The 25,564-nt window shown below is 74.5% G+C and carries 28 protein-coding genes, 1 pseudogene and 1 riboswitch; of the genes and pseudogenes, 15 read left to right on the top strand and 14 right to left on the bottom strand.

Going from position 1 to position 25,564, the window contains the following annotated elements:
* Positions 1–38 precede the first annotated feature (38 nt).
* On the bottom strand, positions 39–986 hold the full coding sequence (locus E4P39_RS15835; RefSeq protein WP_135137538.1) for a nucleoside hydrolase: 948 nt from the start codon (positions 984–986) through the stop codon (positions 39–41).
* Positions 987–1,309: 323 nt separating this feature from the next.
* Between E4P39_RS15835 and E4P39_RS15840 the strand changes: the two genes are divergently transcribed.
* The gene (locus tag E4P39_RS15840; protein ID WP_135137539.1) at positions 1,310–2,284 is read left to right on the top strand and encodes a hypothetical protein; all 975 of its coding nucleotides are present in this window, start codon (positions 1,310–1,312) and stop codon (positions 2,282–2,284) included.
* Between the two features lie 755 nt (positions 2,285–3,039).
* Positions 3,040–5,196, top strand: a complete 2,157-nt coding sequence (locus E4P39_RS15845; RefSeq protein WP_245159874.1) for a SpoIIE family protein phosphatase — start codon at positions 3,040–3,042, stop codon at positions 5,194–5,196.
* A gap of 7 nt (positions 5,197–5,203) precedes the next feature.
* On the opposite strand, the gene E4P39_RS15850 is transcribed toward E4P39_RS15845, so the two are convergent.
* The 6 genes and pseudogenes from E4P39_RS15850 to E4P39_RS15875 all read right to left on the bottom strand — a co-directional run.
* Positions 5,204–5,641, bottom strand: coding sequence for an ATP-binding protein (locus E4P39_RS15850; protein WP_135137541.1), 438 nt, complete (start codon positions 5,639–5,641; stop codon positions 5,204–5,206).
* Between the two features lie 135 nt (positions 5,642–5,776).
* On the bottom strand, positions 5,777–6,310 hold the full coding sequence (locus E4P39_RS15855; protein ID WP_135137542.1) for a DUF1697 domain-containing protein: 534 nt from the start codon (positions 6,308–6,310) through the stop codon (positions 5,777–5,779).
* A gap of 19 nt (positions 6,311–6,329) precedes the next feature.
* A complete protein-coding gene (locus E4P39_RS15860; protein ID WP_209306565.1) occupies positions 6,330–7,091 on the bottom strand; it encodes an energy-coupling factor transporter transmembrane component T in 762 nt (253 codons plus the stop codon).
* Entirely contained in the window at positions 7,088–8,518 is a 1,431-nt protein-coding gene (locus E4P39_RS15865; RefSeq protein WP_245159875.1) for an ABC transporter ATP-binding protein, read from the bottom strand. Before E4P39_RS15865 ends, E4P39_RS15860 begins: the two co-directional genes overlap by 4 nt.
* A gap of 8 nt (positions 8,519–8,526) precedes the next feature.
* Positions 8,527–9,138: an ECF transporter S component gene (locus E4P39_RS15870; protein ID WP_135137543.1), complete on the bottom strand. Its 612-nt coding sequence runs from the start codon at positions 9,136–9,138 to the stop codon at positions 8,527–8,529.
* A riboswitch (TPP riboswitch) is annotated at positions 9,134–9,237 on the bottom strand. Its footprint overlaps the gene before it by 5 nt.
* Positions 9,238–9,348: 111 nt before the next feature.
* A pseudogene (locus E4P39_RS15875) lies at positions 9,349–10,065 on the bottom strand (Mut7-C RNAse domain-containing protein); the annotation flags it as partial.
* On the opposite strand from E4P39_RS15875, the gene E4P39_RS15880 reads away from it, so the two are divergent.
* The 4 genes from E4P39_RS15880 to E4P39_RS15890 all read left to right on the top strand — a co-directional run bounded on the left by E4P39_RS15880 (position 10,064) and on the right by E4P39_RS15890 (position 12,054).
* A complete protein-coding gene (locus tag E4P39_RS15880; protein WP_135137544.1) occupies positions 10,064–10,576 on the top strand; it encodes a VOC family protein in 513 nt (170 codons plus the stop codon). The pseudogene E4P39_RS15875 and the gene E4P39_RS15880 sit on opposite strands and share 2 nt — an antisense overlap.
* 62 nt (positions 10,577–10,638) lie before the next feature.
* Complete coding sequence (locus tag E4P39_RS22990; protein ID WP_245159876.1) at positions 10,639–10,830, top strand: SDR family NAD(P)-dependent oxidoreductase; 192 nt, start codon at positions 10,639–10,641, stop codon at positions 10,828–10,830.
* Positions 10,806–11,435, top strand: coding sequence for an SDR family NAD(P)-dependent oxidoreductase (locus E4P39_RS15885; protein WP_245159877.1), 630 nt, complete (start codon positions 10,806–10,808; stop codon positions 11,433–11,435). The genes E4P39_RS22990 and E4P39_RS15885 overlap by 25 nt, the downstream gene beginning before the upstream one ends.
* 52 nt (positions 11,436–11,487) lie before the next feature.
* On the top strand, positions 11,488–12,054 hold the full coding sequence (locus E4P39_RS15890; protein WP_245159878.1) for a GNAT family N-acetyltransferase: 567 nt from the start codon (positions 11,488–11,490) through the stop codon (positions 12,052–12,054).
* On the opposite strand, the gene E4P39_RS15895 is transcribed toward E4P39_RS15890, so the two are convergent.
* From E4P39_RS15895 to E4P39_RS15905, 3 genes are all read right to left on the bottom strand, one after another.
* Positions 12,051–12,740 (bottom strand): alpha/beta fold hydrolase, encoded by a 690-nt coding sequence (locus E4P39_RS15895; RefSeq protein WP_135137545.1) that lies wholly within the window; start codon positions 12,738–12,740, stop codon positions 12,051–12,053. The genes E4P39_RS15890 and E4P39_RS15895 overlap by 4 nt on opposite strands.
* 32 nt (positions 12,741–12,772) lie before the next feature.
* Entirely contained in the window at positions 12,773–12,967 is a 195-nt protein-coding gene (locus E4P39_RS15900) for a hypothetical protein (RefSeq protein ID WP_135137546.1), read from the bottom strand.
* An 83-nt stretch (positions 12,968–13,050) separates the two neighbouring features.
* Entirely contained in the window at positions 13,051–14,064 is a 1,014-nt protein-coding gene (locus tag E4P39_RS15905) for an NADP-dependent oxidoreductase (protein ID WP_135137547.1), read from the bottom strand.
* Positions 14,065–14,184: 120 nt separating this feature from the next.
* Here E4P39_RS15905 and msrA point away from each other — a divergent pair, with 120 nt between their 5' ends.
* From msrA to E4P39_RS15920, 3 genes are all read left to right on the top strand, one after another.
* Complete coding sequence (gene msrA, locus E4P39_RS15910) at positions 14,185–14,838, top strand: peptide-methionine (S)-S-oxide reductase MsrA (protein ID WP_135137548.1); 654 nt, start codon at positions 14,185–14,187, stop codon at positions 14,836–14,838.
* On the top strand, positions 14,831–15,985 hold the full coding sequence (locus E4P39_RS15915) for a methyltransferase (protein ID WP_245159879.1): 1,155 nt from the start codon (positions 14,831–14,833) through the stop codon (positions 15,983–15,985). Before msrA ends, E4P39_RS15915 begins: the two co-directional genes overlap by 8 nt.
* 230 nt (positions 15,986–16,215) lie before the next feature.
* Positions 16,216–17,799, top strand: a complete 1,584-nt coding sequence (locus E4P39_RS15920; protein WP_135137549.1) for a methyl-accepting chemotaxis protein — start codon at positions 16,216–16,218, stop codon at positions 17,797–17,799.
* Between the two features lie 142 nt (positions 17,800–17,941).
* Here the strand turns inward: E4P39_RS15920 and E4P39_RS15925 are convergent, their stop codons facing one another.
* Positions 17,942–18,436 (bottom strand): phosphoribosyltransferase, encoded by a 495-nt coding sequence (locus E4P39_RS15925; protein WP_135137550.1) that lies wholly within the window; start codon positions 18,434–18,436, stop codon positions 17,942–17,944.
* Between the two features lie 55 nt (positions 18,437–18,491).
* Here E4P39_RS15925 and E4P39_RS15930 point away from each other — a divergent pair, with 55 nt between their 5' ends.
* A complete protein-coding gene (locus E4P39_RS15930; protein WP_135137551.1) occupies positions 18,492–18,971 on the top strand; it encodes a hypothetical protein in 480 nt (159 codons plus the stop codon).
* Between the two features lie 21 nt (positions 18,972–18,992).
* On the opposite strand, the gene pucL is transcribed toward E4P39_RS15930, so the two are convergent.
* From pucL to uraD, 3 genes are read right to left on the bottom strand one after another with little or no spacing between them, the layout of a single operon-like run.
* Positions 18,993–19,883 (bottom strand): factor-independent urate hydroxylase, encoded by an 891-nt coding sequence (gene pucL, locus E4P39_RS15935; RefSeq protein ID WP_135137552.1) that lies wholly within the window; start codon positions 19,881–19,883, stop codon positions 18,993–18,995.
* Positions 19,884–19,917: 34 nt separating this feature from the next.
* A complete protein-coding gene (gene uraH / locus E4P39_RS15940; RefSeq protein ID WP_135137553.1) occupies positions 19,918–20,235 on the bottom strand; it encodes a hydroxyisourate hydrolase in 318 nt (105 codons plus the stop codon).
* Complete coding sequence (gene uraD, locus E4P39_RS15945) at positions 20,232–20,729, bottom strand: 2-oxo-4-hydroxy-4-carboxy-5-ureidoimidazoline decarboxylase (RefSeq protein ID WP_135137554.1); 498 nt, start codon at positions 20,727–20,729, stop codon at positions 20,232–20,234. The genes uraH and uraD overlap by 4 nt, the downstream gene beginning before the upstream one ends.
* Positions 20,730–20,797: 68 nt before the next feature.
* Between uraD and E4P39_RS15950 the strand changes: the two genes are divergently transcribed.
* From E4P39_RS15950 to E4P39_RS15970, 5 genes are all read left to right on the top strand, one after another.
* Positions 20,798–22,042, top strand: a complete 1,245-nt coding sequence (locus E4P39_RS15950; RefSeq protein ID WP_135137612.1) for an aldolase — start codon at positions 20,798–20,800, stop codon at positions 22,040–22,042.
* 66 nt (positions 22,043–22,108) lie between these two features.
* A complete protein-coding gene (locus E4P39_RS15955; protein ID WP_135137555.1) occupies positions 22,109–22,756 on the top strand; it encodes a DUF5701 family protein in 648 nt (215 codons plus the stop codon).
* Between the two features lie 100 nt (positions 22,757–22,856).
* Complete coding sequence (locus tag E4P39_RS15960; RefSeq protein ID WP_167761897.1) at positions 22,857–23,867, top strand: sensor histidine kinase; 1,011 nt, start codon at positions 22,857–22,859, stop codon at positions 23,865–23,867.
* A gap of 82 nt (positions 23,868–23,949) precedes the next feature.
* The gene (locus tag E4P39_RS15965; protein WP_135137557.1) at positions 23,950–24,804 is read left to right on the top strand and encodes an NmrA family NAD(P)-binding protein; all 855 of its coding nucleotides are present in this window, start codon (positions 23,950–23,952) and stop codon (positions 24,802–24,804) included.
* Between the two features lie 73 nt (positions 24,805–24,877).
* Positions 24,878–25,390, top strand: coding sequence for a MarR family transcriptional regulator (locus E4P39_RS15970; RefSeq protein ID WP_245159880.1), 513 nt, complete (start codon positions 24,878–24,880; stop codon positions 25,388–25,390).
* Positions 25,391–25,564 lie beyond the last annotated feature (174 nt).

Here is a 25,564-nt window from a genome sequence, read left to right on the forward strand (position 1 = left end):
TCCCCCGTGGCGGCACCGGGCGCCCTGATCCGCCGCCGCTACCGGCGGTCGAGACCCGAGAGGCGGCTCACGAGGAAATCCGCGGCCACGGCGCCGTCCACCTGTTCGGCCACGTCGACGGCGGTGGCTGCGCCGGACACGGTGCGCCGGTCGACCAGCGTCTGACCGCGGCCGGCCCCGAACCCGGTGTCCACGACGACGTCCCGGCGGACGGTGCCCAGGAAGCCGGGCCGGATCGCCTCGGTGACCGCCAGGGCGTCATGGACGACGACGCCGGCCGTGCCGTAGGCGGACCGCGCATGGTCGAGGTACTGCTGCAGGATCGCCGCGGCCTGTGCGCCGATCGGGCCGGCCGCCGCGAACCGGGCGATGCCGCCCTCGTCGAGCACCGTGGCCAGCGTGACGTCCAGGCCGACCAGCACGGTGGGCAGCGGAGAGCCCAGGACCGCCTGGGCGGCCTCCGGGTCGGCCCACACGTTGAACTCCGCGGCGGCGGTCACGTTGCCGCCGCGCGTCGCCGAGCCGCCCATGACGACGAGCCGGCCGATGCGCGCGGCGGCGTCGGGGAAGACGCGCAGCAGCAGCGCCAGGTTGGTCAGCGGGCCGACGGCGGCGACGGTGACGGGCTCGGGCGACGTCAGCAGGAGCTCGGCGAGCGCGACGACGGCCGGCCGCGGGTCGACCGCAGCGGGGGAGGGTGCCAGCTCGACCCCGCCGAGCCCCGCCGCGCCGTGCACGTGCCCGGCCCGCTCCGGCTGCGGGTGGACCAGCGACGCGGCAGCCCCCGCGGCCACCGGCACGTCGGAGCGCCCGGCCAGGTGCAGCACGCGCAGCGCGTTCTCCGTCGTCTGCGCCAGCTCCACGTTCCCGTGCACCGTCGTCACCAGCCGGAGGTCGACCTCGGGACTGGCGAGGGCGAGCAGGATCGCGAGCGCGTCGTCGATGCCGGGATCGGTGTCGATGACCAGGGGGATGGGAACGGGCACCGGTCGATCCTCGCAGCCGGTGCCGGCCGCCCCGGCGCCTCCCCGGACCGGCCTCCAGGAGGCCGACACGCCGCGCGCGCCGGGTCCCCGCCGGGATGACCGCAGCCCCGACCAGCGAATTCCACGCTCAGCCGGCACGGCTTGTCGACAAGTGCTCGCCGGGAAGGACCGGTCACCCGCCCGCCCGCAGGCCCTCCACAACGGTTGGGTCACGCGCCCGCCGCAGGGTGTCGCAGGAGCGGGGCCCGGAGGCGCCGGGTCCCTAGTTTTCTCCTTGTCCGCGGCACCTTCCCCAGCCGCGGCCACTACCTGCAGGAGGCGACATGAGCGAGGAACGGCCCACCCCGGCCGCCGCAGCGCGCATGCCGGCCGACCTGACGGGACGCGATCCCGGCCGCACGCTGGCCGGGCTCATCGACGTCCTCGACCGCGCTGACGGTGGGACGGCGCGGCGGCGCCCGCACCCGCGGCACGTCGCCGCCGCGCGGGCCGCGGCCTACCGGTCCGGCGCCGTCCGCCCCGTTCCCCTGCGCTCGGTCCGGCCCGCCCCGCCGGCCCGCCCGGCACCGGCTCCCTTCCGTGCGCGGCCGGTGGTCGCGCCGGTTCCCGCCGTCGTCCCCGCGACGCCGGACGGTCTCCTCGCCCGGGTGACCCGCCGGGTGGCGTTCTGGGGTGCCGGCCCGGCCGGCGAGTACCTGGCCTGGGCCCCGTCCGCGCCGGTTCCCACGGCGACCGCCCGGCCGGGTGCCGGCACGCCGGACCCGGTCGCCGGCCGCGGACCGAGGCCCCGCCCGGCCGGCCTCCTGACCGCGCTGCACCGGCGGATCGCCTTCTGGGGCGCCGGCGTCCGCGGCGAGTACCTGGCCTGGTCCGCCGCCCCGCTGCCCCGCCCCGCGGCCCCGATCTCCCTCCGGTTCGTCGACGGTCCCGTCGTGCTGACCGAGCTGCCCAGCACCCCCACAGTCCAGCCCGTGACGTCTTCCCCCGTCGCGGCGCTCGTTCCCGGACCGGCGTCCCTTCCCGCCGAGCCGGTAGCACCTCCCGCCCTCCCCGGGCACCGTCCGCCGGCTCCGCAGGCGGTCGCGAGTGAGCCAGCCGGCCCCCGCGTTCCAGTGCAGTCAGCACGGACGCCTCAGCCCACCGGCTGGCCACAGCGGCCCCCGCGGTCCTCCAGCAGGCCGGCACGGTCCTTCCCGACGGCGACGGGACTGGCCCGGGCGCGGGGGGACCCGTCCCCCTACCGGGCCCGGGGTTCTCCCCGGCCACCCCCCTGCCGGGCGCCGCGACCGCCCGGCTGACCACAGCGCGACCACGGCACCCAGCCGCTGGACGCCGTCCCCCGCACCGCCCCGAGCACGCCGTGACCGGTCACTCTCCTTCCCCGGGTGACCGCGACCGGGACTCGGCTCCGAGCACTTCCGCACCCTGCACGCGCACTTCCTGGCTCCGCCCCGACGGTGTTCCTCCTGCCGCCGACCGACTTCTCCGCAGTACGCATCTCGCCTCGACCCACCGCCGACTGCTCCTCGCAGCGCGCGGACCCTCCAGGGAGGCAGAGATCGACGCGGCGCCGTCGGCACGGCCGGCCGGATCCGTCGCCGCGGCGGACCACAGGTCCTTCCGGTGTCCGGGAGGGACGACGCGGTCGTCCCCGGATCTCTGACCGGACGGAACCTGGCCGGGCGGCGAACGTCGTGCAGACCGCCGGTCCCCCGACCGGACGGGACGGAAGCTCGAGCAGCCGGATCCGGTCCCTGGTCCGGCCGCCACGGGAGCGTCGATGCGCGGACGACGTCGGATCGGCCGGAACGACGAGGAAGACGCACCGCGAGGCGGGCGTCCATCCGGGAACGGACCCACACCGGGTCCGGCTCCGCGGAGGGGCGCCCGCCTCGGCGTCGTTCGGGGGCCGGGTCCACCACCCCGGGATCCCGACCCGACAGGCGTGCCCGGCTCCTGCGGGCCGGCGGATGCGGATGGGACGGACGTCCAAGGCACCGGGTGGTCCCCTGCGTCGCGTGTGGCGACCGGCCCGTTGTGGAAGGAACCACGGGTGAACGCCTCCGAGCCCGTCCCGGGCTCCGCCGACGAGGCCGGTGTCCGGGCCGAGGCGATCGTCGAGCGTGACCTCGACGCCCTGGCGACGGAGTTCGAGGCCCGACGGCTGCGGTTCGAGCTGGCGATCGAGGCGGCGGAGATCGGCAGCTTCGACTGGGACCTGGTGGCCGGGAGTCTGACGTGGGACGACCGGCTCATCGAGCTCTTCGGCTATGACAAGGGAACGTTCGAGGGCGCGATCGAGGCGTTCTTCGCCAGGCTGCACCCCGACGACCTGACGCGGACCCAGGACGCCATGCAGGCCGCGATCGCCGAGCAGGGTGCCCTCGACATCGAGTACCGCATCGTCCTGCCGACCGGTGAGACCCGCTGGGTGCAGGGCCGCGGGCGGGTCCTCGCCGATGACGACGGGGTCGCGGTGCGCCTGCTCGGTGCCGCCTACGACACGACCCGGCAGCGGCACGGTGACGCCCGGGTGGCCCGGGTGCTCGAGGCGATGAACGCCGCGTTCTTCGCCCTCGACCGCGACTGGCGCTTCACCTACGTCAACGCGGAGGCCGAGCGTCTGCTCGCCCGGGGACGCGAGGAGCTCCTCGGCGGTTCGATCTGGGAGCTCTTCCCCGCCGCGGTGGGGAGTGCCTTCGAGGTTCACTACCGGGGGGCCGCAGCCTCCGGCGAGGAGCGGGTGTTCGAGGCCCACTACCCGCCGCCGCTGGACGCCTGGTATGAGGTCCGCGCCTGGCCGAGTCCCGACGGGTTGTCCGTCTACTTCCTGGACGTCACCGACCGGCGGGCCGCCGAGGAGCGGGCCCGGCGCAGCGCCGCTCGGCTGACGTTGGTGGCCGAGGTGAGCGCGCTCATGACGAGGAGCCTCGGCTCAGGCGTCCGCGAGGACGACGCGAGCCTGCAGGTCGCCGAGGCGCTGGTCCCCGAACTGGGTGACTGGTCGGTCGTCGCGCTCCTCGAGGAGGACGGTCGCCTCCGGAACTACGGGACGTGGCATCGCGACGCCGCCGTCCGGCCGACGGTGGCCCGGTACGTCGAGCTGCGGGTCTCGTCGTTCCAGCCCACCCCCGAACTTCTGCAGATCCTGCATTCGGGGCAGGTGCTGCTGGTCCCGGACATGACCGAGATCGCGGCACGCCCCATTCCGGAGGCCGAGGCGCGGGAGCTGTTCGATCGGCTGGATCCCCGATCGGCGGCCTTGTTGCCGCTCACCGCGCGCGGGCGGGTGCTCGGCGCCGTCACCCTGTACAGCGGGGCCGACCGGCCACCCATGGACGACGAGGACGTCGCTGCCGCCCGCGAGGTGGCCGACCGTGTCGCGCTGGCGCTGGACAACGCACGGCTCTACGAGCAGCAGCGCCGCATCGCGGAGGGGCTGCAGCGCAGTCTGCTGACGGCACCGCCGGAGCCCGACCACGCCGAGATCGTGGTCCGCTACCGGCCGGCCATGGCGGCGGCGCAGGTGGGCGGCGACTGGTACGACGCCTTCCTGCAGCCGTCGGCGGCCACGGTGCTGGTCATCGGCGACGTCGTCGGGCACGACACCGAGGCGGCCGCGGCCATGGGCCAGCTGCGCGGGATGCTGCGGGGCATCGGCTACCGGGACGGCATCTCCCCGGCCGAGATCCTCACCGAGCTCGACGCGGCCATCCACGGGCTGGCAATGGGGACCATGGCGACCGTGGCGATCGCGCGGATCGAGCAGACCCCTGAGGATCGAGCGGCCGGCCGGACCCGGCTCCGATGGTCCAACGCCGGCCACCCGCCGCCGTTGCTGCTGCACCACGACGGCCGCATCGAGGAGCTGGCAGACGGGCGCGCGGAGTTGATGCTGGGCGTGGAGCCCTCGGCGCGGCGCACCGACTCGGTGGTCACGGTCCGCCGCGGTTCCACCCTGCTGCTCTACACCGACGGACTGGTCGAGGGCCGCAGGCTGTCCCTCGACGAGGGGACCACGCGGCTGCGCTCGGTCCTGGCCGAGCTCGCCGACGAGCCGCTGGCCGACCTCTGCGACGCCGTGATCGAACGGTTGCAGCCGGAGGGCCTGCAGGACGACGTGGCCCTCGTGGCCATCCGGCTCCACCTGGAGGACCGGCCGCGGCCCCGGGAGGCCGGCCCGGAGCGACTTCTGCCCGTGGACGGGTAGCCGCCGGTCAGTGCCGCGGCAGCAGGGCCCAGACGTGCTTGTGCGCATCGCTGACGTACCAGCCGTGCCGGGTGGACAGCTCGGCGATCAGGTACAGCCCGAGGCCCCCCTCGCTCGGATCACGGCCGACCGCCGGCGCCGGCGGGGCGGTCGCCGCCGAGTCGGACACCTCCAGCAGGTAGGCGTCGTGGGTCTGACGGACGCTGGCCTGCACGTTGCCCCCGCCGTGCCGCAGCGCGTTCGAGGCCATCTCGTCGAGGGCGAGGATCATCTGGTCGACCAGGTCGGGGTCCATCCGGCCGGCGGCCGGGCTGGTCGCATGCCGCCGCAGCTCCGCGCGGACCCGGGGGAGTTCCGCGACGTCCCGCAGCTCCCAGTGCAGGGCGGCCGTGGCCTCCGGAGGGGACGCCGACGGCCAGATCGGCTCAGCCGTCTGCCCTGTCACGTGGATTCCCCTTGCGCTCGGGCCACCGAGGAGGATGACCGGCCGAACAGTCCCGTATGCGTCTGCTGGCACGCTCCCAAACCTCCTGCGACGCGTGTCACCCCTCGGGGCGACGGCCGAGGCGGCGCGCGCCGGTCAGCCGGCGAGCTCCGCGAGCCTGACCACCGTGTTCCAGTTGCGGGCAGTCCCGGGCCGGCCGAGCAGCCGGTCCCACTTCCAAGAGGCCAGTGGCGTGTTCTGGATACCGTCGGGCAGCCACAGGTAGAGCTCGCGGCCACGGACCAGGTAGTCGCCGCTGTCGGTCTCGGGGAGGGCGTCCACACCGGCGGGGTCGGGCGGCTCGGTCATGAACGTGACCAGGTAGCGGGCCGGATCGGTGGCCACGGTGGCGAACGGATCGCCCGCCACCACGGCCGCCAGCTCCGTCCCGGTGCGGACGACGACCGGGACGTCGAAGCCGAACTCCTCGCCGATCACCGTGCTCACGTCGGCGGCGAGCTCGGCCTCGGCCAGCGGGCTGTCGAGGACGACGTTCCCGCTGCGCAGGTGGGTGCGGACCGCCTCGTGCCCGCGCGCCGTCAGGATCTCCCGCAGGCGGGTCATGTCCACCTGCCGCGCCCGGCCCAGGTTGATGCCGCGCAGCAGCGCCACGTAGCGGGTCGGGCTCACGAACGCACCGTAGCGCCGGTCAGCCGACGAAGATCGGTGACCACGCGCCGGCCAGCACGCTCAGCGTCACCGCGACCGCGCAGACACCCACGGTGCCCGCCACCAGGACGGCGTCCCGCCGGTGCAGCTCGGAGCCGCGGGCGTTCGTCCGGGGGATGCCGGAGTCGAAGCCCCGCGCGTCCATGGCCGTGGCCAGCCGGGAACCGCGGCGGACGGCACCCACGAGCAGCGCGAACGCGACGCCCGCGAGCAGCCGTGCCCGGGCAACCGGATTGCGGCCGGCCTCCACGCCGCGGGTGCGGCGGGCCAGCCGGACCGACTCGAACTCGGCGATCAGGAGCGGGACCAGCCGCATCGCCGCGAGCGCCCCGAACGCGAAGCGCGTGGACACCCGCCAGTGGATGGTGAGCGCGTCGGCCAGGCGCACGGGATCGGTGGCGGCCACCAGCAGGACCCCCGGCAGCGCCAGCCCGACGACGCGCAGGGCGAGCCCCACCCCGGTGACGACGGTCGCGTCGTCCCCGAGCAGCACGTTGACGATGCCGACCGATCCGGCGCCGAGCAGCAGCGGCCAGGTCCGCCGCCAGAGGTCGCGGAGGTCGGTGAGCCCCGCGGCGGGCAGCAGGCACAGCTCGGCGGCGACCACGACCGCGGGCGTGACGACGTCCAGGCTGGTGATCAGGACGAGCGTCACCACGATCATCGCGGTGAGCAGGGCGACCGGGTTCATCCGGCTCAGCGGCGTGCCCGCGACCGGCCCCAGCGTCAACGACGGGGTCACAGCGAGATCCGGTCGTCGGCGAGCACCTGGACGAGGTCGGCGTCGTGCGTGACGACGGCGACGGCGCAGCCGCGCGCCCGCTGCTCGGCGAGCAGGGTGACCAGCTCCCGCCAGGTCGCCGCGTCCTGGCCGAAGGTCGGCTCGTCCAGCACGAGGACCCGCGGCGAGGTGGCCAGCGCCGTGGCGACCGAGAGCCGGCGCTGCTGTCCCCCGGAGAGGGTGTACGGATTCGCGTCGGCGAACGCGGTCAGGCCCAGCCGTTCCAGCAGCTCCTCGGCCGTGGCCCGGGCCGCCGCGGCGTGCTCGCCCGACCGCAGCGGCCCGAGGGTGAGCTCGTCGTGCAGCCGGCCGGTGAGGAACTGCTGCTCGGGGTTCTGGAAGACGGTGCCGATCCGGGTCACCAGCTCCCCGGCCCGCCAGCGGTGCGGCTCACGGTGCCCCCGCCGCACCCCCTCGGTCAGCTCCGGCGCCGCCTCGACCCGCCCCGTGGTGGGCGCCCGAAGCCCGGCCAGCAGCAGGGCGAGGGTCGACTTCCCCGTGCCGTTGCTGCCGGTGACCGCGAGGGCCCGGCCGGCCCGCACCGGGACGTCGACCCGCGACAGGGCGGGAGCCGTCGCCCCCCGGTAGGTGAAGCCGGCCCCGAGTGCCGTGAGCAGGACCGGTCCGTCCGGGGGCGGCAGGAGGTGCAGGCCGGCCGTGCGCGACGCCGGGCGCCAGCCGGGGCCGTGCTCCACGACGCCGCCGGCCACGACCTCGACGACGCGGTCGACCAGCGGGAGCCAGGGAGCGGCGTCGTGGTCGACGACGATCGTGGTGGCGCTGCGGTCGGCGGTGGCCCGGGCCACCGCCGCGCGCACCAGGGAGGCGCCGGGCGGGTCGAGCTGGGCCGTGGGCTCGTCGAGCAGCACCAGGCCGGGCCGGCGGGCCAGCACGCCGGCCAGCACCAGTCGCTGCTTCTCCCCGCCGGACAGCGCCTGCGTGGGGCGGTCCCGGTCGTAGGGGAAGCCGACGGCGGCGAGCGCCTCGTCCACGCGCGGCCAGATCCGCTCGGCGGGGATGCCCGCGTTCTCCAGCCCGAAGGCGACGTCGTCCCCGGCGCGGGTCATGACGAGCTGGCTGTCCGGGTCCTGGGCGAGGATGCCGAGCCGGCCACGGGCGTCCCGGGGCGACGCGCCGTCGACCGTGAGCTCGCCGGCCACCTCGGTGCCCTCCGCCTCGAGGATGCCGGCCAGCGCCGCGAGCAGCGTGGACTTCCCCGCCCCGGACGCGCCGGTGAGCAGGATCCGCTCGCCGGGCTCGACGACCAGATCGACGCCGGTCAGCGCCCAGGCGTGCCGGGACGCGTGGCGGACGCCGAGGCCCCGGGCGACGATCCGGACGGGGCCGGCCTCCGTCCGGATCGGCGCGGGCCCCCGCGTGGTGGTCACCTGCCGGGTCAGGCGCGGGTGCGGCCTGCGGCGAACGAGCTGAGCGCTCCGGTGCGCGCCAGGGCACGGACGAGCAGCAGCCCGACGACGCCGGCCAGCAGCATGCTCGAGATCACGGTGAACACCGTGTACGGCAGCTGGTAGCCGAGGAAGGAGAGCTCGGCGTAGTAGAGGACGTTGTCGAGGATCGACGTCGACAGGCCCGCGGTCGCGGCGGCCAGGAGTGCGGTGCCCAGGCCGAAGGAGCGGTACCGGGTGAGCAGGAACCCGAGCTCGGCGCCCGCTCCCTGCACCAGGCCGTAGACCACGATGATCCCGCCGTAGGGCGAGCCGAGCAGGATGCTGACCGCCGCGGCGAGGGTCGAGGCGAAGATCGACGCGCCGGGCCGGCGGACCAGCAGCCCGGCGACCACGCCGGGCATCAGGTAGACGCCGTTGAGCATCGCCGACAAGGGCGGGAAGAAGTCGAGCGGCTCGGCGAGCACGCCGAACACGAGGTTCCACGCCCAGAAGACGACGCCGAAGGCGACGCCGAGGACGGCGGTGACGACGATGTCGACGGTGCGCCAGCGTGCTGCGCCGGCATCGGACGACGACGGACGGACGGCCTGACCGGCCATGATTCCTCCAGACTCCCTGCGCCGGCATGACCCGGATCAGGTTCGAGGGTCTGCGGTGTCCCGCACTCTCAGCGCCGAAGCGCTCCCCTGCTGTGAATGTTCGGTTGTGCCGCCGAGCGTAGCCCTGTCGTCCACGGCCGCGCTGATGAGCCCCTCGATGCGGCGGGCATGGGCGCCCTGCCAGTAGATCCGTCCGCAGGCGGCGCACCGGGAGAAGTCGTCGTAGCTGCGCCGGGTGCCCGGCTCGAGCCGGGCCGCGATCTCCGTCTTGGGGACCGGCTCCAGTCCGCCGCCGCACGCGGTGCAGCGGGTGAGCGGCGCCAGCGGGGGAGCGAACCGCGCGAGGACGTCGGCGAGCTGGTCGTCGGGACGGCTGCCACGGACCAGTGCGCCGGCGTGGAGCGCCCGCGGCATGAGCAGCCGGCGGTCCTGGGTGAGCAGCACCCGGTCCGCCGCGACCGCCCGGGCCACGAGTCCGGGGTCGTCGGCGTCGTTCGACCACTCCACGTCCAGCCCGAGCAGCCGCATCCGACGAGCCAGGGCGCCGAGGCCGACGTCGAGGAGGAAGCCGCCGGCCGCCGCCGGCTGCGGCCGGGGAACCTCGAGGACGTCGATCGTGGCGCCCGGCCGCGCCCGCGCGGCCACCGGTACGGGGTCGCCGTCCAGCCGGAGCCCGCCGGCCTCGGTCAGCGGCACGCCGGCGGCCTGCGCGAGGTGGCCCACGGTGGCGTCCGGGTCGAAGGCGAGCGCCCGCTCCCCCGACGCACGGTGCCGCGGCGGCAGCAGGAACCGGAGGTCCGGTGGGAGGCGCACGACGACGCGGTCGACCACGCGCCGGAGGTACCCACGGCCCGCAGCGGAATACTTGAACTCTAAAACATCTTGGAGGAGAGTGAACCCAGTCCCTCGACAGCAGGAGCCCGTCATGCCCGTGCAGCGCCTCAACCACGCCGTCCTCTACGTCCGCGACGTCGAGCGCAGCTTCGCGTTCTACCGCGACGTCCTCGGCTTCCGGGCGAAGGTCGAGATCCCCGGCCGCGCGGTCTTCCTGCAGGCGGAGGGCTCCACGAACGACCACGACCTGGGACTGTTCGCGATCGGCGCCGACGCCGGACCGTCGCAGGCCGGCCGCGGCACCGTCGGCCTCTACCACCTGGCCTGGGAGGTCGACACCCTCGCCGAGCTGGCCCGCATCCGCGGCGCCTTGCTCGAGGCCGGCGCCCTGGTCGGTGCCTCCGACCACGCCACCACCAAGGCCCTGTACGCCGCCGACCCCGACGGCATCGAGTTCGAGGTGTCCTGGCTGCTCCCGGCCGACCTGATCACCCCCGAGGTGTCCGCGCAGGGCGCGACCACGCGGCCGCTCGACCTCGACCGCGAGATCGAGCGCTACGGCGCGCAGACCCGCGGCGGCGTCGGGGTCTCCGTCCCCGCCTGACGCGTGGCCGTGGAGCGCACGGGGCAGGAAGGGGGCCGCTCCCGATCCCGCAGGAGGCCGCCGTGTCCGAGCCCGCCGTCCGATCGCTCGCCCTCGTCACCGGCGCCTCCAGCGGCATCGGCCTGGAACTCGCCAAGCAGTTCGCCGAGCACGGCTTCGACCTGTTCTGGCGGCGGAGGACGTCGAGCTCGACGACGCCGTCGAGGTGCTCCGGGGGTTCGGCGGGGCGGTGGCCCCGGTCAGCGTCGACCTGACCCGGCGGGACCACGTCGAGCGGCTCGTCGCCGCGATCCGGGGAGCCGGCCGGCCGCTGGACGCCGCGGCTCTGAACGCGGGGGTCGGGGTGGGCGGTGCCTTCGTCGAGACCGATCTGGACGCCGAGCTGTCTCTTGTCGAGCTCAACTGCGCCTCCACCGTGCATCTGGCCAAGCGGATCGCCCAGGACATGGCCGCGCGGGGCGAGGGGCGGATCCTCTTCACCTCGTCGGTCGTGTCCCAGGCGCCGGCCCCGTTCCAGGCCGTCTACGGCGCGTCGAAGGCCTTCGTGCACATGCTGGCGCTCGCCCTCCGCGAGGAGCTGTCGGACAGCGGGGTCAGCGTGACCGCCCTGCTGCCCGGCCCCACCGACACCGAGTTCTTCGACCGCGCCGGCATGCAGGACACCCGGGTGGGCGCCTCCGACAGCAAGGACGACCCCGCGCAGGTGGCCCGGCAGGGGTTCGAGGCTCTCATGGCGGGGGAGGCGCAGGTCCTCGGCGGCTCGCTGGCCAGCCGGGCGATGGGCGCCATGTCCAGGATCTCGCCGGACGCGCTCGCCGCGAAGGCCATTCGGAAGCTCTCCGAACCCGGGTCGGCCTGACCGCCCGCGGGGGCTCGGAGGCAGCAGGAGCCGGACCCGCAAGAATCGGGGCATGGACACCATCGAGCCGGTCGAGCTGGTCGCCGGCTCCCTGCGACTGCGGCCGTGGCGGCCGGACGACATCGACGACGTCTGGGCGGCACTGCAGGACCCGGACATCCGGCTGTGGAACGGTGGCGGCGTCGCCTCCCACGACGAGGCGGTGGCCCTGCTCGGGCGCCGCAGCGACTGGAGCTCGGGCACCCACGCCTCCTGGGCCGTGGTGGACGGGGCGGACGCCGTGCTGGGTTCGGTCTCCGTGCACTCGATCGACCGCGACCAGGCCGGCGCGGAGATCGGCTACTGGGTCGCCCCGGCCGCCCGGGGCCGCGGGGTGGCCGCCGTCGCGGTCGATACGGCCTGCCGGTGGGCCTTCCGGACGCCGGCGATCGACCGCATCGAGCTGTGCCACGCCGTGGACAACCCCGCTTCCGGGCGGGTGGCTCAGAAGGCCGGCTTCCGCTACGAAGGCCACCTGCGCCGCTCCTACCGCTACGGCGACGGGGTGAAACACGACGAACTGCTCTGGGCCCGGCTGTCCGACGACCCGGCTCCGCCGGCCCTCGGGCTGAGCTGCTAGAGAGGAACTGCCAGCCCTGCGGGACCGGTGCTGCGCGTGGCCTCGTCGATGTCGCGGCGCATCGGCTCGAGACCGGCCCCGGCCAGGACGACGTCCCGGACGAAGGTGTGCCAGACCTGTACGCGGCGGACCATGCTGTGCCCGCCCGCGACGGTGAACCGGGCCACGAGGGCGCCGGCCTCCTCCGCCCGGGCAGCGAACTCGGCGGACAGCGCCGCGGGCACCCAGCGGTCGCCCCGGCCGTGCAGGATCGCCACGGTCCGGCCGCGGAGGTGTGCGACCGGCTCTCCGGGCGGCGTCCACGGCGCGAGCGCGCACACGGCGGCCACCTGGTGCTCCCCGCCGGCCCGCAGCACCGCCCGGCCGCCCATCGAGTGACCGACGAGCACGATCGGCACGTCGGTGCCGTGCTCGGCGCGGATCCGGTCCAGGCTCCACCGGACGTCGGCGAAGGCGTCGGCGGCGAGGCCGTTCCAGCCGGCCACCCGGTAGCGGAGCAGCGAGGTGGCCACTCCCCGGGGGCCCGCTGCGGCGGCGACGAACTGCTCCATCGCGCGCATCCGCACCAGCGACAGCGCCCGCTCCCGGGGCGGCTCCAGGCTGGCCACCGTGCCGCCGTGGCAGAACAGGGCGACCGCCCGGGTGCCGGCGCCGGCGGGACGGCTCTCCAGGACGGGCTCGGTCACGGGACGCCCTCCCGTCCGGTAGGGGACGGGGATCAGTGTGCCCGGCGGCCGCGTCGCCGGGTCCGGTCGCCCAGCTCACCGGCCTTGAGCAGGGCCCGGCTGATCCCCGTCGAGCCGTTGCGCCGCTCGAGGGCGAGGCCGACCCGGCGCAGGATCCCGCTACCGAGCGGGACGAGGACGGTCAGGATCAGCCACATGCGCAGCCGGCGGGTGAAGAAGAGCCACATGACCCGGCTCTGCCCCGGACCGGGCGCCGGGAACCGGGAACCCCCGGAAGCTGTCGAAGATCACAGCCCGCCCACCGGCACGGTCAGTCGGCCAGCCGCACGATCATCTTCCCGGTGTTGCCCCCGCGCAGCAGGTCCAGGAACGCGGGGACGGCGTCCTCCAGGCCCTCGCGCACGGTCTCGCGGACGACCAGCTGCCCGGACCTCAGCCACCCCGGAACCGTTGCCTCGAACTCCGGGCGCAGGTCGTCGTGGTCGTAGACGAGGAAGCCGCGCAGGGTCAGCCGCTTGGCGACCATCATGGACATGTTCCGCGGGCCGGGCGGGGGAGTGACGGCGTTGTAGGTGGAGATCGAACCGCACAGGGCCGCCCTCCCGTTCAGGCGGAAGGCGCCGATCGCCGCCTCGAGGTGCTCCCCGCCGACGTTGTCGAAGTAGACGTCGATCCCGTCCGGGGCGGCTGAGGACAGCAGGTCGGCGACCGGGCCGTCGTGGTAGTCGAAGGCCGCGGTGAACCCGAGGTCCGAGGTCAGCCAGCGGACCTTGTCCGGGCTGCCGGCGCTGCCGATCACCGCCGAGGCGCCGCGGAGGCGGGCGAACTGGCCCACCAGGCTGCCGACGCCGCCCGCGGCACCGGACACGAACACGGCGTCGCCCTCGCGGAAGGCGGCGATCCGGAACAGCCCGGCATAGGCGGTGCGCCCGGGCATCCCGAGGACGCCGAGGTGGTAGCTGGGCGGGATGTCCGGGAGCTCCGGCAGCACGGCGACCTCGCGGGCACCGAGGACGGCGACGTCGCGCCAGCCCGCGTCGGTCAGCACCAGGGCGCCCTCGGGCACGTCGGGGGCGCGCGAGGCGACGACGCGGCCGACCGCGCCGCCCTTCATCGTCTCGCCGATCTGCCACGGCGGGGCGTAGGAGGGGGCGTCCCGCATGCGACCGCGCATGTACGGGTCGACCGACATGGCCAGCATCCGGACGACGACCTGCCCCTCGGCCGGGTCGGGTCGCTCACCTTCCACCAGGCGGAAGTCGTCGGGCGTGGGCTCGCCCTGCGGCCGGGCCGCCAGTTGCCACTCGCGGGTGGGCACGGGCATCGGAACCTCCTGCGTCGACGGCGACGGGCAGCCCGATCCTGCCCGGCGGGGATCCGGGCCGCCGTCCGGGGCCGGTCGGTGGCACGCAACCGGCTTGCGGCTCGGGCCTAGGCTTGGACCATGCTGTTCTCCCGGTCCAAGTCCCAGCCGGTGTCGGCCGACCAGGCCCTCCCCGGCCGTTCCGAGGCGTTGCCGCACGTGCCCGAGGTGCACGCGGTCAACGGCAACCGGATCCAGCCGCCCTTCCCGGAGGGCATGCGGACGGCGGTCTTCGGCGCCGGCTGCTTCTGGGGCGTGGAGAAGGTCTTCTGGCAGACCCCGGGCGTGTACTCCACGGCCGCGGGCTACGCGGGTGGGTTCACGCCGAACCCCACGTACGAGGAGGTCTGCTCGGCGCGCACCGGGCACACCGAGGTGGTCCTGGTCGTGTTCGACCCCGCGGTGATCTCCTACGAGCAGCTGCTCAAGGTCTTCTGGGAGGACCACGACCCGACGCAGGGCATGCGGCAGGGCAACGACATCGGCACCCAGTACCGCTCGGCGATCTACGTCGACGGTCCGGAGCAGGAGGCCGCCGCGCGGGCCACCCGCGACGCCTACCAGGAGCGGCTGACGGCGGCCGGCTACGGCGAGATCACCACCGAGATCGCGCCGCTGGGCGAGTTCTTCTACGCCGAGGACTACCACCAGCAGTACCTCTACAAGGTGCCGCACGGCTACTGCCCGGTGCACTCGACGGGCGTCTCCTGCCCGGTCGGCCTCCCGGGTGTCTGACCCCTCGACGGCCGAAACGGCCATGTCGGCCGTCGACCTGTTCGACCGGCTCCGCCGGGCCCCGGACGTCGAGGCGCCCGACCTCGTCGCCGTCGACGCCACCGACCGCCTGCTGCTCGACGAGGCCGCCGACCTCCTCGTGACCTGCCGGCCGGGTGAGGTCGCCGTCGTCGACGACAACTACGGGGCGCTCACCCTGGGGGCCGCGGCACTGCACCGGAACGCCGACGTGCGCGTCCACCAGGACCTCCTGGTCGGCGAGCTGGCGCTGGCGCGCAACGCCGAGCGCACCGGCCTGGCCGGCTGCTACCGGCAGCTCCCGCTGGGCCCCGAGCTGGGGGACGGCGCCCGCGTGGTGCTGGTGCAGGCGCCGAAGGGGCTCGAGGCCCTGCGCGAGATCGCCGAGGTGGTCGCGGCCTCGGCGGCCCCCGACGTGACCCTGCTGGTCGGCGGTCGCGTCAAGCACATGACGCACGCGATGAACGACGTCCTCGGGGCCTCCTTCACCGACGTCTCGGCCACGCTCGCGCGGCAGAAGTCGCGCGTGCTCGTCGCGCGCGGCCCCCGCCCCGGCTCGTCGTCCTTCCCCCGGCGCCAGGAGCACGCCGATCTCGGGCTGACCGTCTGCGCGCACGGCGCCGCGTTCGCCGGCACCAAGATCGACATCGGCACCCGCGCCCTGCTGGGCTCGGTGGACCGCATGGCGCCGTCCGCCGGCACCGCCCTGGACCTGGGCTGCGGGACGGGCGTGCTCGCCGCCGTCCTGGCCAGGAGCCGGCCCGGCCTCGCCGTGCTCGCCGTCGACCAGTCCGCGGCAGCCGTGGCCTCGGCGACGGCGACCGCTGCGGTCAACGGCCTGGGGGACCGGATCCGGGTGACCCGCGACGACGCCGCCGCGTCGATCCCGGACGGCAGTGTCGATCTCGTCGTCTGCAATCCGCCCTTCCACCTGGGTGCCGCGGTGGTTCCGACGGCGGCCGACCGGCTCTTCGCCGCCGCCGGGCGGGTGCTGCGGCCGGGCGGGGAGCTCTGGACCGTCTACAACTCCGCGCTGCGCCACAAGCCGACGCTGACCCGGCTGGTCGGACCCACCCATGTGGTCGACCGGACGCCGAAGTTCACGGTGACGGTCTCCACCCGGCGCTGACGGGCGGCCGGGATGCCCGCCGCCCAACGGGCGGAACCGTTGGTCTGATGATAAGTCCTTCGGCCGCGCAGGGAATGGGCGAGAGGACTTACCGGATCCGGGGCCGATCCCGGAACGAAAAGAACCACAGGAATTGCAGATTTCAAGTGTAGTGACTCAAGCCTTGGACCGAAGACAGCGCTGAACGGTGGTCCTCCCCCACCGGTGGCCCCTGGCGCTGGAGAGCTCCCATGGCACGCAACGTCTGGTCCGACCGCCCCCTCGGCGTCAAGCTCACCGCCCTCGTGGCCGCGGGCGGGCTGTCCCTGGGGGTCCTGGCGGTCGTGGCCGTCGAGGAGTTCCACGGCGCCGAGAAGCGCACCGACGTCCTGCTGGACACGACGCACGCCACGGCCGAGGCCCTCGAGGCCGACATGATGCACGACGCCGTCCGGGGGGACGTCCTGCAGGCCCTGCTCGAGAACTCCGGCCCGCTCTACCAGTCGGCGGTCGCCGATCTCGGCGAGCACTCGGGCCGCTTCCGCGAGCTCCTCGAGGCAATCCTCGCCGACGACCTGGGTGCCGACGTCGACACGGCGGTCGAGGAGGTCTCCCCGGTGGTCGAGGAGTACCTGGCCTCCGCCGACGGGGTGGTCGCGCTGGCCGGGACCAACGGCCCCGCGGCCGAGGAGTCCTACCCGGAGTTCCTCGAGGCCTTCTCGGCCCTCGAGGACGCGCTGCCCGTCGTCAGCGATGCCATCGCCTCGCACGCGGATGCCGCCGCGGAGGACAGCAAGGCGCAGCAGAGCACCGCGATCACCGTCCTGGTGATCGTCGCCGTGGTCGCGCTGCTGGTGCTCGGGCTGCTCGGCTGGGTGATCACCCGCTCCGTCGTCCGCCCGCTCCGCCGGGTCGCCGCCGTCATCGACGGGCTGGCCGACGGCGACCTGACCGGCTCGCCCGGGGTCGACAGCAAGGACGAGGTCGGCCGCATGGCCGCGTCGCTCGAGACGTCCATGGACAACATGCGAACGGTCATGGCGGCGATCGGTGACAGCTCCACCACCCTCGCCTCCGCCACGGAGCAGCTCTCCGCCTCCGCGCAGGACATGGCCCGGCTGGCCGACGAGTCCTCGACGCAGAGCTCGATCGTGGCCGCCGCCGCCGTGCAGGTGTCGACCAACGTGCAGACCGTCGCCGCCGGGTCCGAGCAGATGGGTTCCTCCATCCGCGAGATCGCCCAGAACGCCAGCGAGGTCTCCCGCGTCGCCGCCCAGGCGGTCGGCGCGGCGGACGCCACGACGGCGACGGTCGCCAAGCTGGGGGAGTCCTCCCTCGAGATCGCCAGCGTGGTCAAGGTGATCACCTCGATCGCTGAGCAGACCAACCTTCTGGCGCTGAACGCCACCATCGAGGCGGCTCGGGCGGGGGAGGCCGGCAAGGGCTTCGCGGTCGTGGCCAACGAGGTCAAGGAGCTGGCGCAGGAGACCGCCAAGGCGACGCAGGACATCACCGCCCGGGTGCAGGCCATCCAGACCGACACCGAGGGCGCGGTCACCGCTATCAGCGAGATCTCCTCGATCATCGCGCTGATCAACGACTCCCAGGGCACCATCGCCGCGGCGGTGGAGGAGCAGACCGCGACCACCACGGAGATGAACCGCAACGTCTCCGAGGCGGCGATGTCGGCCAACCAGATCGCCGACAACATCGAGGCGGTGGCCACAGCCACCGGCTCGACCACGCGGGCCATGGGCGACGCCCAGGCGGCCATCGACGAGGTGGCCCGCATGGCCACCTCGCTGCAGAGCTCGGTCGCGAGATTCCGGTACTGACGCGCTATCGGAGCGACCTGAGGAGCGGCGGCGGTGGGGGGCTTCCCACCGCCGCCGCTTTCATGTCCGGCACCCGGTGCGGCCATTCGACGGTCCCCCCGCGGCCAAAATGGCCATTTTGGCCGGATGATGGCCGGGGGAGTCAGTGGGCGGGGCGGTCGCTGCGGCGGACGACCGGCGGCAGCGTCGACCAGGGAAAGTCGATCCACCGGTCGGTCCGGCGCCAGACGTAGTCGCACGTCACGACCGACTGCGGCTTCTCGTAGACGACCGCCGTCCGCACCTCGGCCACGTAGCCCGCGCAGAAGTCGCGGACGAGCTCGAGCGTCTTGCCGGTGTCGGCGACGTCGTCGGCGACCAGCACGTTCGCCCCGGTGAGATCGACCTGGTCCAGGGTGGGCGGGAGGACCACGGGCAGGTCGAGCCGCTGGTCGACCCCGGTGTAGAACTCCACGTTCATCACGAAGAGGTTCTTCACGTCCAGCGCGTAACCCAGGGCGCCGGCCAGGAACAGCCCGCCCCGCGCGATGGAGAGGATCAGGTCCGGCTCGTAGCCGTCGTCGGCCACCTGCTCGGCGAGCTCGCGGGCCGCCGTCCCGAAGAGTTCGTAGGTCAGCGTCTCCCGCTCGTCGGTCACGGCCGGAATGGTGACAGCCCTGGGCAGCGGCATGCGAGGAGGGCATGGTGGGCCCATGACGACGTCCCGACCGCTTCCCCGCCCGGTTCGCAGGGCGCTGCCCTGGCTGGTCGGGGTGTTCGCATTCCACGCGCTGGTGGCACTCGTCGGCTGGGGAACCGCCTGGCGGCGGAACGAGGGCGACGAGACCTCGTTGAGCATCCGCCGGACGCTCACCCACTCCGGGCTGGAGCTGCGGCCCACGAATCCGCAGCTCAGCAGACTCCGCGTGGACCTGGCGATGTCGGGTGCGGAGATCGACCTGACCGGGATCCCGCAGCCGCCGACCGGCATCGACCTCACGGTGCACGTGCTGATGGCCGGGATGGCGGTGCGCGTGCCGGCCGGCTGGCGGGTCTGGTGGGAGTTCCGCGGCGTGGGGGGCATCGGCTCCGACGGGACCGTCCAGCGCACCCACGACGCACACGGCGCCGACCTGCGGATCTACGCCACCGTGGTGCTCGGCGGCATCGGGATCGAGGGCTCCGCAGGCTAGGGCTCGGATTGGCTCGGGGGCTCAGCAGAAGCCGGGAGTGCCCTGCCAGGCGACCTCGGCCGGAGGGACGTCGTCCCGCAGGACCGCCCCCTCGATGAGCCCGTACGGGCGGTCGTCGGCGTGGTAGACGACGTCGGGGTTGTCCAGGCCGAACGCCGACAGGTCCTGCAGGAAGTGGTGCTTGTTCGGCATGGACATCCGGATCTCCGCGACGTCCGGGTGCTGCGCGAGCACCGCCTCGCCCATCGCGTAGAGGGACTGCTGCAGCGCGAGCGAGTGCGTGGTCGCGAACGTCTCGAGCAGCACCGTGCGGACGCTCGCGAACGCCGCGCCGAAGTCCGGTGGGGTGCCGGTGTACCGCCAGCGCGCCGTCACCGCCGTGGCGAGGATGCGGTCGCGGGTCTCGGCGAGGGTCGTGTACCGGTCGCGGGGGAAGCCCCAGAACTCCGAGCCGGTGGTCTTGAGGACGACGAGGTCGGTGAGCCCGGCGACGACGTGGACCTCGTCGCCGTCCACCGTCACGACCGCGGTCCGCACCTCGCCGCCGGCCCGCCGGAACGAGTGCTCGTGCGGCTGCCCCCCGACGGAGATGCGCTCCCAGTCGAAGGACTCGACCGCCACCCGCGCCCCGGTGATCCAGTCGTAGGAGCCGGCGAAGTGCCGGGCCAGGCGCAGGCCGAACTCCTCCGGCGAGCCGACGCCGTCCCGGGCGAACGCGAACACGGTGTTCTTCTGGGCGTCGGTCGAGAGCACGTGGGCGTTGTCGCCGGCGGTGTGCGCCGCGGTGAAGTCGCCGCGGAGGCTGGAGCTGACGTTCAGCTCGACGAGGGTGTGCCGCGGGGTGCTCCGGTCCACCGCCACGACGCGGACCTCGGCCTTTCCGTACTGGTTCGGTCCGAGCACGATCGCCATGCCGCGCACTGTTGCACGTGGAACGTCTGTTGCGTCAGCTGCCGCGGTAGGTGGAGTACGCGAACGGCGCCAGGAGCAGCGGCACGTGGTGGTGCTCGGCCGGCTCGTGGACGACGAAGGCGAGCGACACCTCCGGGTAGAAGGCGTCGCGGCCCTGCTCGGCGAACCAGGGGCCGGTCGCGAACACCAGCCGGTGCGTGCCTACGGCGGTCGCGTCCTCGGTCAGCCGGACGCGGCCGTCGCGGTCGGTGACCCCCTCGGCCAGCAGGTCCTCGCCCACGAAGAGCCGGACGGCGATCCCGGCGGCCGGGCGGCCCGCCACCGAGTCCAGCACGTGCGTGGAAACGCTCATGTCACGAGTCCCCTCACGCGGAGCCCGGTGATCTGCGCCAGCTGCTCCATCACCTCGGCGCGCTCGGACTCGACGTCGTTGCCCAGCCGCCGGCGCAGCTCCGCGAGCATCTCCTCCGGAGACCGCCCGGCGGCGCGGATGAGGAAGACGTGTTCGAAGCGGTCCTCGTAGGCCCGGTTCCCCTCGACCAGCGCTGCCCGCACCTCCGCGTCGGCGTCCGACATGGCGCTCTGCTCCCGCCGCGACGCCTCCGCCTCGGCCGAGGCGCCGGCCACCCGGTCGCCGATCCGGGGATGGGCGGCCAGAGCCAGGGTGACCTCCCCCCACGGCAGCGCCCGGGCCACCTGCTCGGCGCGGGCCACCACGGCCTCGGTGTCGGGGTACGGGCGCCCGGCCAGCACCTCGGCGGCGAAGCGGGGAGCGGCGTTGCAGGTCCGGAGGGCCTCGGCCACCGTCCCCGCGGGGTCGGAGTTGAAGTCGTCGAGGGCGGCCACGGTGAGAGGATGCCAGCCTCCCGGGTTCCCGGGCCTGCGCAGCACGATCGGGAGGACGGCGCGTGAGCATGGACGAGGCCGTCCTCGCCGAGCTGGACCGTCGGCTCGCGCCCGTGGACGCCGCCCGGCTGGCGGCGTATCCCGGGGAGCGGCCGGCGCGGCAGCCGCTGCACACCTGCTACGTCCCCGCCGACGCCGTCGTCCCGGGGCTGGCCGGGGCCTGGGGCTCCGCGGCCCTCGCCGCCCTCGACGAGCACGGCCTGCCGGACCTCGGGCTCGACCCCGCCCTGGTCGAGCACGTGCTGCCGCGGGTCCGGCGCAAGCTCGCCGCCGAGCCGATCGAGGACCTCCGCGTCGACGCCGAGGACGGCTACCGCGGAGCGGCCGACGCCGAGGACGACGACGTCCGGCGCGCCGCGGCGACCGTGGCGGCCGACCGGGCGGCCGGCAGCGCGCCGCCGTCCCTGGGCATCCGGGCCAAGTCGCTGGAGGAGCCCACCCGCCGCCGCGGCGTCCGCAGCCTCGACCTCTTCCTCTCCGCTTTCGGTACCGAGAGCGGCCGCCACTCCTCCGCTTCCGGTACCGAAAGCGGGATCGTGGTCACGCTGCCGAAGGTGACCGACGTCGAGCAGGTCCGGGCCTTCCTGCCGGTGCTGGACGCGCTCGAGGCGGCGCACGGCGTCGCGCTCGCACTCGAGCTCCAGGTGGAGACGCCGCAGGCGGTCCTGGGCCCGGACGGCGTGGCGACCCTGGCCCGCATGGTGCACGCGGCCGGCCCACGCCTCACCGGCCTCCACTACGGCACCTACGACTACAGCGCGGCCCTCGGGATCGCCGCCGCGCACCAGTCCTCGGACCACCCGGCGGCCGACTTCGCCAAGCAGCTCATGCAGGTCGCCGTCGCCGGCACCGGGGCGCGGGCGGTGGACGGTTCGACGAACGTGCTCCCGGTCGGTCCGCGCGAGCACGTGCACGAGGCCTGGCGGCTGCACGCCGGGCTGGTGCGCCGCGCGCTGGAGCGCGGCTTCTATCAGGGCTGGGACCTGCACCCGGCCCAGCTGGTCACCCGCTACGTCGCCACCTACGCCTTCTTCCGGGCCGCCCTGCCCTCCGCGGCCGGCCGCCTGGCGGCGTACCTGGACCGGACCGGCGCGGGCATCCTCGACGAACCGGCGACCGCGCGGGCGCTCGCCTCCGTCGTCGTGCGCGGCCTGGACTGCGGAGCCGTGGACATCGACGAGGTCGGCGTGGCCGGCGGCCCCGACCGCACGCAGCTGAATACACTCGTGGGCCGGCGGCCAGGGGGATCCTGAGGGCCGCCGATCGTCGCCAGCCCCGCCAGCTCTCTCCGACGGCGCGGCCCGCACGAGAGGCACCACATGAGCGCGCTACCCCTTGTCGCCGTCCCGACCGAGGCCGAGCTCGAGTTCGACCGGCAGGTCGACGCCCTCGTGACCACCGGCCTGCCCGAGCACTTCGACCTCTCGGTGTCGTGCTTCCGCGCCCGGCTCGAGCCGCTGCGGGACCTGCTCCCGCCCCCCGCCGAGGACGGCACCGGGATCCCGTTCGTCGTGGTGGTCCCCGACCTGCCGGTGGCGCCGGTGCTGGAGACCGTGCACGGCACGGGCGGCGCCGGCTTCACCACGATGGAGCCCGACGACCTGGCCCGCTTCCGCCCGCTGCCGGAGCTCGACGTCCCCTCGACGCCCTATCTGCTGCACGACGTCGACCCGGGCCCGGACACGCTGAACCTGACGCCCGCGGAGGTCCTGCCACGGCTCACCGCTGCCGGCCGGTCGCCGCTCACGATCGCCGAGGGGCTCGCCGTCCTGGTGTCCGACCACGGCGTGCTGCGGACCCGCAACTGCTTCTCACTGCTCGGCTCCCGGGCGGGCGACAAGCGGGTCCCCGCCCTGTGGGTCAGCGAGCGCCGGCCCCGGCTCGGGTGGTGCTACCAGGGTGCTCCGCACACCTGGCTCGGCTCGGCGTCCTGCCGCGCGCGCCGCGGGCTGCCCCTAGGCGGCTGACACGCGGGGAGGGCCCGGTGCGGGGTCCGCGGGTGGAATGTCCCAGAATGGCCGGGGCATCCGGCTGAAGCAGATCGGCCGGGCGACGTCGAGGAGCCGGGTGGACGGACGGGCAGGGGACTGGTCGCCGCGGTCCACGATGCCCGCGTCCGCCGCCGCCGCGCATCACGACGACGTCTCCCCGAGCCACGGTGCGGCCGTCGTCGGCTCCGAGACCGAGCTGCTCGCGGCGGCCCTTCCGTTTCTCGAGGCGGGCCTGCGGGACGGCGACCTCGTCGCGCTGACGTGTCCGGAGGACACCGTCGCGCTGCTCTGCCGGGAGCTGGGCGCTCAGTCCTCCGCGGTCGTGTCCGACCAGCGGATGAGTCTGCTGGGCGCCCGGGCGCCGGACGCGCTGACGATGTGCAGCCGGTACCTCGAGCGCGCCATGGCCGCGGGGTCGGGCCGGCTGCGCGTCGTCGCCGAGGTGGACTTCGGCGACGAGCCGGCCGACTGGCGCGAGGGGCAGCGCTTCGAGTCGGTCTACAACCGCCTCATGGCCGGCGCCCCGGTCTCGGCGCTGTGCCTGTACGACCGGCGGCGGCTGCCCGCCCCGGTGATCGCCAGCGCCGCGGCCACCCACCCCCAGCTCGTCGGAGGGACGGCGTGGAGGGGGAGCGGCGCCTTCCAGGACCCCCGCACCTACGTCCCCTCCCTGCCCCTGCCCCGGGAGCCGGTCGAGGACGGCGAACCGGTCTTCGCCGTGGACGACGCCCCGACCCTGGCCGGCCTGCGTCATTCCCTGGGCGCCGTGATCGCCTCCCTCGTCCCGGACCGCGACCAGCAGGGTGACCTGCACCTCGCCGCCAGTGAGATCGCCGCCAACGCCTTCCGTCACGGCGTGCGGCCGGTGTCGGCGCGGGTCTGGGCGGAGGGGAACCGGCTGGTCTGCCTCATCAGCGACCACGGCACCACCTACAGCGATCCGTTCTCCGGCTTCGCCCCCGCCCACGGCCCGGACCTCTCACTCGGGGGCATGGGCCTCTGGCTGGCCCGGAAGCTGTGGGACCACGTCGACGTGCTGCCCACCGATGCCGGCCTGACCGTGCGGCTGAGCACCAGGATCCGCTGAACCGGCGGCATTCCGGTACCGAAAGTTCCGCGCAGGCCCGGTCGCCTTGACGGGGGAGATCTCTCACTGCTGAGCTACCGCTGTGATCGTGGTGACGGCGGCGGGCGGGCAGACCGGGGCCGCCGTCGTCCGGGCGCTGTGGTCCCGCGGCCACCGGGTGCGCGCCGTCGTGACCGGCAGCCGGGACCGGCCCGAGCTGACCGCGCTGGCCGCCGACGTGGTCGCGGCCGACCTCCGGGACCCGGTCTCGGTGGAGGTGGCGCTCGCCGGAGCCGAGGCGCTCTACCTGATCTGGCCCAACTTCGACCCGGATGAGGCGGCGGGCGTGACCGCGCTGCTGGCCGCGGCGCGGCAGGCCGGGATCGGCCGGTTCGTCTACCACTCGGTGCTGCGGCCCCAGGCGCGGTCGATGCCGCACCACGCCGCCAAGGACCGCGTCGAGGAGGCGCTCGACGCCAGCGGGCTCGCCTGGCGGGTGCTGCAACCGTGCGCCTACGCGGACAACCTCGACGGCCAGCTCGCCGACGTGGCGTCCGGCGGGCTCTTCCGCAGTCCGTGGGGGCTGACCGCGGCCCAGTCGCTGGTCGACCTCCGCGACGTGGCCGACGCGGCCGTCGTCCTCCTGACCGAGGACGGGCTGGACGGGGGCACCTTCGAGGCGGTCGGCCCGGAGCGGTTGACCGCCCCTCGCATCGCCGAGCTGCTCGCCGGCCGGCTGGGCCGCGCGGTCACGGCCGTGGACGCCGAACCGGGCGGACCGGTCCCCCCGGCGTCGGACTATCCGGCGCACTGCCGCCGGGTGATGTTCGATCACTACCGGGCGCACGGATTCACCGGTTCTCCCCGCGTGCTGGAGGCGTTGCTGGGCCGGCCGACACGGACCTTCGCCGAGCACCTCGCCTCGGTGCCCGTGCCCGACGCGGAGGAGGGGACGTGAGCGAGCCTGCGAGCTCCCCGAGGAACACAGCAGCGCCGCGGACGCGACCGACGAGGGCCGGCGAGGAGGACTCGTGAGCGACATCGAGGACGCCGTCGACCAGATCCTCGACCAGTGGCGACGGGAGCGGCCCGACCTCGACTGTTCCCCGATGGGCGTCATCGGCCGGATCACCCAGCTCCAGCGGGAGGTCTACCTCGCCCAGCGGGCCACGTTCGCCCGGCACGGACTCGACGCCCCCTCCTTCGACGTCCTGGCGGCGCTGCGGCGAGCCGGCCCCCCGTACCAGCTGACGCCGACCGCCCTCATGCGGACGGCGCTGGTGACGTCCGGCGCGATCACCCAGCGGCTGGACCGGCTGGAGGAGAAGGGGCTCATCACCCGGGAGCGGAGCATGGACGACGGGCGGGCGGTCGTCGTCACCCTCACCGACGCCGGGCGGGCCGCCCTGGACGCCGCGCTGCCCGATCACCTGGAGACGGAGCGTCAGCTGCTGGAGGGGCTGCCCGTCGCCGACCGTGAGCAGCTGGCCGCCCTTCTCCGGCGGCTCCTGGTGGCTCTCGGGCACCTGCCGCAGGACCCCTGAACCCGTCGCGGGAGCCGAACTCGGGAATGAGCGATACCCCACTAACTCGGTAGGGATGGTGTGGGTTAGAGTTCCCGCATGCCTCCGCTGCCCCTCCTTGTGGCTCGCCGCCACCTGGACCACGGGTTGCTGAGCAGCGCGCTCTGTATGCCGATCTGACCGCCGCCCCCTTCT

Source organism: Blastococcus sp. CT_GayMR19 (genome assembly GCF_004570385.1).
In the GTDB taxonomy this organism is placed as follows: Bacteria; Actinomycetota; Actinomycetes; order Mycobacteriales; family Geodermatophilaceae; genus Blastococcus_B.